The 8,560-nt window shown below is 59.1% G+C and carries 9 protein-coding genes; 4 read left to right on the top strand and 5 right to left on the bottom strand.

The genetic code is table 11. From position 1 onward, the window contains the following. Both VGU61_RS02190 and VGU61_RS02185 read right to left on the bottom strand, forming a co-directional pair. Positions 1-459 (bottom strand): Mut7-C RNAse domain-containing protein (locus VGU61_RS02190; protein ID WP_326857460.1); only part of this gene is annotated, 459 nt, incomplete at its 3' end. A 203-nt stretch (positions 460-662) separates the two neighbouring features. Further along, positions 663-1,382 (bottom strand): succinate dehydrogenase iron-sulfur subunit, encoded by a 720-nt coding sequence (locus tag VGU61_RS02185; protein WP_326857458.1) that lies wholly within the window; start codon positions 1,380-1,382, stop codon positions 663-665. 144 nt (positions 1,383-1,526) lie between these two features. Between VGU61_RS02185 and VGU61_RS02180 the strand changes: the two genes are divergently transcribed. The 4 genes from VGU61_RS02180 (at position 1,527) to VGU61_RS02165 (ending at position 5,395) form a co-directional block, all read left to right on the top strand. Further along, positions 1,527-2,903, top strand: a complete 1,377-nt coding sequence (locus VGU61_RS02180; RefSeq protein ID WP_326857457.1) for a cytochrome ubiquinol oxidase subunit I — start codon at positions 1,527-1,529, stop codon at positions 2,901-2,903. Beyond that, positions 2,900-3,925, top strand: a complete 1,026-nt coding sequence (gene cydB, locus VGU61_RS02175) for a cytochrome d ubiquinol oxidase subunit II (protein ID WP_326857456.1) — start codon at positions 2,900-2,902, stop codon at positions 3,923-3,925. The genes VGU61_RS02180 and cydB overlap by 4 nt, the downstream gene beginning before the upstream one ends. 661 nt (positions 3,926-4,586) lie before the next feature. Then, positions 4,587-4,850: a hypothetical protein gene (locus tag VGU61_RS02170; RefSeq protein WP_326857455.1), complete on the top strand. Its 264-nt coding sequence runs from the start codon at positions 4,587-4,589 to the stop codon at positions 4,848-4,850. Positions 4,851-5,125: 275 nt separating this feature from the next. Beyond that, positions 5,126-5,395 carry a GlsB/YeaQ/YmgE family stress response membrane protein gene (locus VGU61_RS02165; protein ID WP_326857454.1) on the top strand — a complete coding sequence of 90 codons (270 nt, stop codon included), beginning with the start codon at positions 5,126-5,128 and terminating at the stop codon, positions 5,393-5,395. Positions 5,396-5,527: 132 nt separating this feature from the next. Here the strand turns inward: VGU61_RS02165 and VGU61_RS02160 are convergent, their stop codons facing one another. The 3 genes from VGU61_RS02160 to VGU61_RS02150 all read right to left on the bottom strand — a co-directional run. Beyond that, complete coding sequence (locus VGU61_RS02160) at positions 5,528-7,258, bottom strand: long-chain fatty acid--CoA ligase (RefSeq protein ID WP_326857453.1); 1,731 nt, start codon at positions 7,256-7,258, stop codon at positions 5,528-5,530. Positions 7,259-7,546: 288 nt separating this feature from the next. Continuing rightward, complete coding sequence (locus VGU61_RS02155) at positions 7,547-8,308, bottom strand: SDR family oxidoreductase (protein WP_326857452.1); 762 nt, start codon at positions 8,306-8,308, stop codon at positions 7,547-7,549. A 111-nt stretch (positions 8,309-8,419) separates the two neighbouring features. Then, a partial coding sequence (locus tag VGU61_RS02150; RefSeq protein WP_326857459.1) for an acyl-CoA dehydrogenase family protein occupies positions 8,420-8,560 on the bottom strand: 141 nt, incomplete at its 5' end.

Genomic DNA, 8,560 nt, shown 5'->3' with positions numbered 1-8,560 from the left:
GATGTCCTTGCGGATCAGCAGATCGCGGTCGCGGGTGAGGACGATGCGGTTCTCTTCAGCCGCGATCGCCGCCACCTCCAAATCGCCAAAGTCATTGCGGTACAGCACATCGAAGCCGAGCATGCGCAGGCTTTTCGCTAGCTGGCCAAGATGCGCGTCGGCAATAAAGCGCGGCGCCTCTTCATTCGGCGCGCGCAGTCTTGCCAACGGGGCGACGTCGACATTGCTGAAACAGGGATAGACACTGACACGGTCGCGGTCCGCCAGGCGATACGAGAAATCGACCGGATCGCCGTTCACCAGAATGAGTTCGACCTCGGTATGCGGGACGCCGAGCGCCTCGATCATATGCTTGACGGTGGCACCCTGCGGAAATGTACGGATGCAGGAGCGCTGCCGGCACGCAGGCGCCAGAAATTGATTCAGCTCGGCATAGAAACGGAACTCGGCACTGGCCACGATGCATCGATTCGAGAGCAAAAGGTACGCGGACAAGACAGTTCCGGGCCGGCATCGCACTGATGGAGCGATGCCTTATGCCTTTCCGCAACAATCATGCAACCGGCAAAGCGTCGTCGGTCCGGAAATTGTCATGTGTTACATGCGATGGCGCTGAACATTATTCGCGCACGGGTAGTTTTTACACATCCTGCAATAATGCGTCAAACCGAGCGCATCACCAGCATGTCGCGTATCTGCCCGATCGCCGCGCCCGGATTCAGGCCCTTCGGGCACACATCGGCGCAATTAAGGATCGTGCGGCAGCGGAACAGGCGATACGGGTCTTCCAGGTTGTCCAGGCGTTCGCTGGTGGCCTGGTCGCGGCTATCGACGATAAAGCGATGCGCTTGCAGCAGGCCGGCGGGGCCGACGAACTTGTCCGGGTTCCACCAGTAACTCGGGCATGACGAAGAACAGCAGGCGCACAGGATGCATTCATAGAGGCCGTTCAATTGGTCACGCTCTTCCGGCGTCTGCAGGCGTTCGCGTTCGGGCGGCAGGGTTTCGTTAATCAGCCAGGGTTTGATCGAGTGGAACTGCTTCCAGAACTGCGTGAGGTCGACGAATAAATCGCGTATCACCGGAAAGCCGGGCAAGGGCCGCAATACCACCGGCTGCTTCAGCTCGCGGATGTTGGTCAGGCAGGCAAGGCCGTTCTTGCCGTTGATGTTCATCGAGTCCGACCCGCAGATGCCTTCGCGGCATGAGCGCCTGAAGGAAAGCGTGTCGTCGATCTCGTTCTTTATCTTGACGAGTACGTCCAGCAGCATTCGGTCGTTGTGGCCGATGGGGACTTCGAGTTCCTGGTTATAGGGGGCCTTGCCGGAATCGGGGTCGTAACGGTAAATCTGCAGTTTCAGTGTTCGGGATGTTGTATCCATCGGTTCTCTCCATTTTTTACGGCGAGATGCAGCATTCGTGCCTAGGACGTTTCACCGGGTGGCCGGATACTGTTGATGAACATTTATCATCAATTACCTGTCGAAAGGCGTGCGGCAATGCTCTAAACCTTTTCGGAGATCCTGATGGAAACATTCGCCGGTGTGGACGCCACCCTGTTTGCGCGTATCCAGTTTGCCTTCACCGTCAGCTTCCATATCATCTTCCCGGCTTTCTCCATCGGTCTTTCGGCCTTCATCGCCACACTTGAGGTTCGCTGGCTGCGCAGCGGCGAACAATACCTGCACACGCTGGCGCGCTTCTGGACCAAGATCTTCGCGGTGTCGTTCGCCATGGGCGTGGTGTCGGGCATCGTGATGGAATATCAGCTCGGCACCAACTGGAGCCGCTTCTCCGAAATCATCGGTCCCGCGATCGGCCCGCTGTTCGGCTATGAAGTACTGACCGCGTTTTTCCTGGAAGCGAGCTTTCTGGGCATCATGCTGTTCGGCTGGAACCGGGTGCCGCCCTGGCTGCATACCCTGGCTTCGATCATGGTGGCGGTCGGCACCGCGCTGTCGGGGTTCTGGATCCTTGCGGCGAATAGCTGGATGCACACGCCGGCCGGGTTCGAGATGCGCAACGGCATCGCCTATCCGCTGGACTGGTGGGCGATCATCTTCAACCCCAGTTTCCCTTACCGCTTCACCCACATGATGATCGCCACCTATCTCACCACATCGCTGGTGGTGCTGGCGACCGGCGCGCGCTACGTACTGGCGGGTAAGTTCGAACGCGAAGCGCGTACCATGGTGCATATGGGCCTGGGCATGCTGGCCGTGCTGGCACCGCTTCAGATTCTGGTCGGCGACCTGCACGGCCTGAACACGAGCAAGCATCAGCCGGCGAAGGTGGCGGCGATGGAGGCGCATTGGGACAGTTCTCATCCGGCGCCGCTGGTGCTGTTCGCGTGGCCTGACGAAAAGGCCGAACGCAACATAGCGGAAATCTCCATTCCAAAACTCGGCAGCCTGATCATTACGCATGACCCGAATGGCAAGTTCCCTGGTCTGCTTGATTTCGCGCCGGAAGACCGTCCGCCCGTCAAGCCGGTTTTCTTTATGTTCCGGGTGATGGTGGGCATTGGCTTGCTGCTGCTGGCGATCGGTTTCACCGGGGTCTATCTGTGGTGGCGCAAACGGCTGTTTTCCGCAACCTGGTTCCTCAAACCGCTTGGTTATGCATGGCCGTTGGGCTTCATCGCCATCATTGCCGGCTGGATCGTGACCGAGGTCGGGCGGCAGCCGTGGATCGCCTATGGCATCCTGCGCACCGCCGATGCCACATCGCCCGTCGCCGCATCGACGGTGGCGATTTCGCTGGCGTTGTTCGTACTCGTGTATTTCGTGGTGTTCTCCATCGGCATTTTCTATATCTACCGCATGCTGCGGCGCGGGCCGAAACCGGTGGAAGACCCGAATGCGCTGCCCAACCGTCCCCTGTCGGCAGGAGACCCCGCATGAATGCAATCTTGAACGATCAGGCCTATTACCTTCCCATCGTGCTGACGCTGGTCCTCGGCGCCGCCGTGGCGCTGTATGTCGTGCTGGACGGATTCGATCTCGGTATCGGCATCCTCTTTCCCTATTACCCGAAAGAAGAAGACCGAGACGTGATCATGAATTCGGTGGCGCCGTTCTGGGACGGCAACGAGACGTGGCTGGTCATGGGCGGGATCACGCTTTGGGTGGGCTTTCCGATCGCGTTTGCGATCATCCTGCCGGCGGTGTACCTGCCGGTACTGGTGTTGTTGCTGGCGCTCATCTTTCGCGGCGTGGCTTTTGAATTCCGGTGGGTGGCGAAGCCGCGTCAACGGAAATGGGATATTTCATTCGCCGCCGGATCAACGCTGGCCGCATTCGCTCAGGGACTGGTGCTGGGCGCGGTCCTGCAGGAAATCCCGATCAAGGATGGGCAATACGCAGGCAACGCATGGGACTGGCTCACACCATTCAGCCTGATGTGCGGCTTCGCGCTGGTGGCCGGCTATGCACTTCTCGGCGCTACCTGGCTGATGATGAAAACCGAAGGCGAGATTGAAGAGCGTGCCCGCCGCATCGGTGTGCCGCTGCTGTTCGCGCTGTTGTTGTTCATCGGCATCGTCAGCGTGTGGACGCCGCTGGAGATCGAGCGCATCGCCGAACGCTGGTTCAGCACGCCGAATTTCTACTTCCTGTCCCAGGTGCCGCTCGCCACGTTGCTGCTTGCCTGGCTGTGCTGGCGAGGAATACGGCGCGGCAACACCGTGCTGCCCTTCGCATCGGCGATCGGACTGTTCCTCCTTGCATTCGCCGGCCTGATCATCTCCAACATGCCTTACATGGTTCCGCCTTCCCTGACCATCTGGGATGCCGCAACGACGGTACCGTCGCAGAAATTTTTCCTGGTAGGCGCCGCCATTCTTCTACCGATGATCCTGCTCTATACCGTCTTCGTATTCTGGGTTTTCCGGGGCAAGGTAAAGGCGGGAGAGGGATACCACTAGGCATTTGCTCGCCGCCAGGCAACATCCTTATTCGTCATCAAGCCGCATGCATTGCGCTGTATTGTTTTCAATTGGGAATGGAACATTTACAAGAGAAAATTGCCGAAGCACAGTAAGCCGCCGCTCCAACGATGCGTCATACAGGCACAGGAATTGCACTGCCTAAGCAACCCGCAACTCAAAGAACGTCTTGATGATGCGCTTGGAAGTCCGGGCAATGACAAGGAGGTTGTCATGAACAAGGATGTGGTTGCAAGAACCTTGGGGCAGCATCGGCAAGCGCAGCGGATGCCGCGCATCACCGGATTCGCCGGCGGCATTCACACTGAAGCAGCATCTTGCGATGCATCGCGAATGCGCCTGGAACCAATTCCGCAACCGGACGATGCATGTCCGGCGCGGCACTGGTAAATCACGGCCCGCGCTTCGCGCTCCACGGTCACCGACAGCAGCCTGGAACACGCCATGTGTGCAGCAATGACGCGCATAAGCGTATACAAGCGTATGCACATGCCGCAACAAGCGAAGGCGACTCAAGCAGCGTGACCCACCCGTAGTCTTCCTTCGTCCTGCAGCGGGGAACGCGGCACTTGAGGAACGCGACCATTCACATAGCACACCGGCCTGAACAGCCGACCGCGGAGACGCAAGGAGACAGAGAATGAGTTTCGATCAGCAAGAGGCCATGGTGATCTGCATATCACCGGGCATCAATGACAGATGGGATGTATCCGAAAAGGGATTCGAGGAACCGCTGGCGTCATTTGACGAGAAGGAGGATGCCTATGCATATGCGACTGAATTGAGCAGGACAAAGGAAGGATCGACCGTACTGGTGGAAGACGGCGAAACCTTTTTGCCGCTGTCGACCGTGATCGACGCAGAGACCGGTCCTGATGCACGCACGTCGAGCATCGCCGGTTGAGCCGGCAGGACATGGCCGACATGCAGGCATCGTATTTGCAATAAGCGGTTTGCAGTATCCGTCTGTACGGTACATCGCAACGGAGCAGGAACCTTGACGCTGAAAATTCGAGGAGGAATTTGAGGCTGAAAGAAAGCACGGAATCAGCGGAAGAACATGGGCAGCAGTTCCCGTTAGCCGTGACTTGCAGCAGAAGTGTGAAGCGGGCTATGAACCATTTAATGTGTAGCCAGTCTATTAAATAGCAATTTTATTAACATCACATGGAGGTTAGCATGAACTTTATTATCTGGATCGTAGTGGGTGGTGTTCTCGGTTGGCTCGCCAGCCTTGTCATGAGGACGGATGCAAGCCAGGGCATGTTCCTGAACGTGATCGTCGGTATCGTAGGTGCGCTGCTCGGTGGCTGGCTGCTGGCTCCACTGTTCGGTACCGGCACAATCAACCAGAACGACTTTAGTATCTCTTCGCTGCTCGTGTCGTTCCTGGGCGCCGTGATCCTGTTGGCCATCGTGAATCTGCTGCGTCGAGGCACACCTCGGTAATACGTAGTTAGATTTTCGGTTCACCCGGCTTCCCGGCAAGGGGCCGTAACGCAAAACGTTTCATACCAAGACGTTCGTGTTACGGCCCCTTCATTCATTCAGCGCCGTTGCATCGTTCCTCGCGCCTTCGGATCAGGCATTGTTCGCCGCCTGTTTCTCCGCACTGCGCCTTGCCTCTTCCTCGTACAACTCCTTCTTCGACAGCTTGCCCACCGGCGTCTTCGGCAACTGCTCGCGTATCTCCATTGCCTGCACCATCTCATGCTTGCCCAGTCGCCGCTTGAGGAAGGTCTTCAATTCCTCCAGCGTGAATGACGGCGCTCCCTGCTTGAGTGTGATGAACGCCTTCGGCGATTGGCCGCGATAGCTGTCCTCGACGCCGATTACACTCACTTCCGCCACCGATGGATGCTCGTAGATCGCTTCCTCGACATTGCGTGGATAGACGTTGAAGCCGCCGCACAGGATCATGTCCTTGGTGCGATCGACGATGGTGACGAAGCCTTCCTCATCCATGTAGGCGACATCGCCGGTACGGAAAAATCCGTCCGGCGTCATTGACGCGGCGGTCGCCTCGGGCTTCTTCCAGTAGCCCTTCATCACGTTCGGTCCCTTGATGCACATCTCGCCGCGCTCGCCAAGCGGCACCTCCACCGACGGGTCGTCCACGCTGACGAACTTGAGCGTCACGCCGACCGTCGGCAATCCGCAGGAGCCGACCTTCTGCTTGCCGTAGACCGGCGTGAAGGTGCCGGTCGGCGACGTTTCCGTCATGCCCCAGCCTTCCGCCAGCGAGCAGCCGGTGAGACGCTGGAACTGCTGGTTCACCTCGACCGGCAGCGGCGCGCCGCCGGACCCGCAGAACTTCAGCGAACTGAGATCGAACCTGCTGATCTCCGGGTGGTTGATGATGGCGGTGTACATCGTCGGCACACCGGGGAACACGGTGATTTTTTTCTCCGACAGATCCTTGATGACCGCATCGAGATCAAAGCGCGTATGCAGCACGAGTTCCGCGCCCATGCGCAACCCGAACAGCATGTTCACCGTCAGCGCATAAATGTGGAACAGCGGCAGCACCGCCAGCACCCGCTCCTTGCCTTCTTCCAGCACTTTCGGATCGCCGCTGGTGACGGCATGGATCTGGCTGCAGGCGGTCGTAAGATTGGCATGGGTGAGCATCGCGCCTTTCGGTAAACCGGTGGTGCCGCCGGTGTACTGGAGGACCGCGATGGTGGCGCCGGGATCGGTGACAGGATAAGGCTGGTAGGCGCCATCGTTGTCGAGCAATGCGGCAAACCGCATGTGATGGTCGTCCTGCCGCACCTCGGCAAGCAGGCCGCCTTTCTGCATCTGCGCACGGACTGCATCGGGATGCGCCGTCATTTCGGCGAGGTCGCCGACCACCAGCTTCTTCAGGCGGCTGCGGCCGAGAAGATCGGCCATCTGCGGGTACAGCAGCGCCAGGTCGAGCGTGACCATGATATCGGTCTCGCTATCCTCGACCTTGTGCGCAAGGACTTTTTCTGCATCGAGCGGCGAGTAATTCACCACCGTGCCGCCAGCCTTCAGCACGCCGAAAAAGCTGATCACGTAATGCGGCGTATTCGGCAGATACAGGCCAACATGCACGCCTGGCTTGACGCCGAGCTGCTGAAAGCCCCTTGCGGCACGATCAACCAGTTGCAGTAATTCACGATAGCTGGTTTTCTTGCCCATGAAGTCAAGCGCGGTATTGTCGGGCCAGCGGGCGGCTGCGTCATCGAGCAATTGCGGCACCGGACAGGTGGGCAGCGGCGCATCCCAGCGCACGCCGGCGGGATAGGATTTCAACCACGGATGTTGGACTTGTACTTCGGACATGCTTGTCTCCTGTTGGATGCCGGTGCGGATAAAGGACAAGTCCCCTCCCTCTTTCCAGGGGGAGGGTTAGGGGTGTAGCAGGGGTTTCGTGCAGCATGCTGCACGCCTGCGGAACGATCACCGCTTACGAGCGGTGATGCGTCCTGCAAGGAGGGGTAGTGAGGTTGAGCTGCTGCATACGATGGCTCGACCCCACTACCCCATCCCAGCCTTCCCCCTGAGAGGGGAAGGAGCCGTCCCGCTTAACTTGCACCGTACTTTTATTGTTTTAAAACACTCTCTATGACGTCAAACACACGTCATTCCACCATCCACCGCCATCTGGTGCCCGGTGACAAACGACGCCGCGTCGGAACACAACCATAACACCGCGCCGGCAATTTCGCCCGCTTCACCGATGCGCCCTATGGGATGAATCTTGGCAATGCCTTTTTCGCGTCGCGGCTCGCGTTCCAGCGCGCGTTCCATCATCGGCGTGCGGATGACTCCCGGGCAGACGCTGTTGATGCGGATGCCGGCCTTGCCGTATTCCGCCGCGGCGGTTTTGGTCATGCCGACCACCGCATGCTTGCTCGCCGCATAGATCGGCTGCAGCGGCGCACCGACCAGGCCGGCGACGGAGGCGGTATTGACGATAGCACCGCCGCCCTGCTTCAGCATCTGACGTATCTCATGCTTCATGCATAACCACGCGCCTTTCACATTGACGCCGATGATGCGGTCGAACAGCGCTTCGTCGGCGTCGGCCAATGGCTTGCTTTCCTCCTCGATGCCGGCATTGTTGAACGCGCAATCGAGCCGTCCGTAAGCCGCGACCGCTTTCCCGATCAGCGCTTCCACCTGCGACTCCTTCGATACATCGGCCTGGACGAACATCGCCTCGCCGCCCGCCTGGGTGATCAGCGAGACGGTCTCTTCGCCGGCGGACGAAATATCGGAAACCACCACGCGGCCACCGGCCGCACCGAAGGCCAGCGCGGTCGCACGACCGATGCCGCCCGCACCACCGGTGACCAGCACTACCTTGCCTGCAAATAACTGTTCAGCCATGCCATCCCTTCTTGAAATATCGAACGCAACAGGGAATCCGCTGCATCACGCATCGCGCATGCACGGGATTCCTTTACTTGGGCAAGCCGGCTTTCCGGCTATCTCGCCGGTCTATCGCTTCGGTGCCTTGTACTTTGACAATTCCAGCTTGCCGATCTGGTTACGGTGCACCTCATCCGGACCGTCGGCGATCCGCAGCGACCGTGCGCCGGCGTATGCATGCGTAAGGAACTCGTCCGTCATGCCGCCGCC

Source organism: Noviherbaspirillum sp., assembly GCF_035944575.1.
GTDB lineage: Bacteria > Pseudomonadota > Gammaproteobacteria > Burkholderiales > Burkholderiaceae_D > Noviherbaspirillum.
The sequence above is the reverse complement of the archived record's forward strand: the minus strand, read 5'-3'. Positions and strand labels throughout refer to the sequence as shown.

What these genes read in the sequence shown, in the direction of transcription:
- VGU61_RS02185 (WP_326857458.1), bottom strand. Translation starts at nt 1,382, where the DNA reads ATGGATACAACATCCCGAACACTGAAACTGCAGATTTACCGTTACGAC.
- VGU61_RS02180 (WP_326857457.1), top strand. Translation starts at nt 1,527, where the DNA reads ATGGAAACATTCGCCGGTGTGGACGCCACCCTGTTTGCGCGTATCCAG.
- cydB (WP_326857456.1), top strand. Translation starts at nt 2,900, where the DNA reads ATGAATGCAATCTTGAACGATCAGGCCTATTACCTTCCCATCGTGCTG.
- VGU61_RS02170 (WP_326857455.1), top strand. Translation starts at nt 4,587, where the DNA reads ATGAGTTTCGATCAGCAAGAGGCCATGGTGATCTGCATATCACCGGGC.
- VGU61_RS02165 (WP_326857454.1), top strand. Translation starts at nt 5,126, where the DNA reads ATGAACTTTATTATCTGGATCGTAGTGGGTGGTGTTCTCGGTTGGCTC.
- VGU61_RS02160 (WP_326857453.1), bottom strand. Translation starts at nt 7,258, where the DNA reads ATGTCCGAAGTACAAGTCCAACATCCGTGGTTGAAATCCTATCCCGCC.
- VGU61_RS02155 (WP_326857452.1), bottom strand. Translation starts at nt 8,308, where the DNA reads ATGGCTGAACAGTTATTTGCAGGCAAGGTAGTGCTGGTCACCGGTGGT.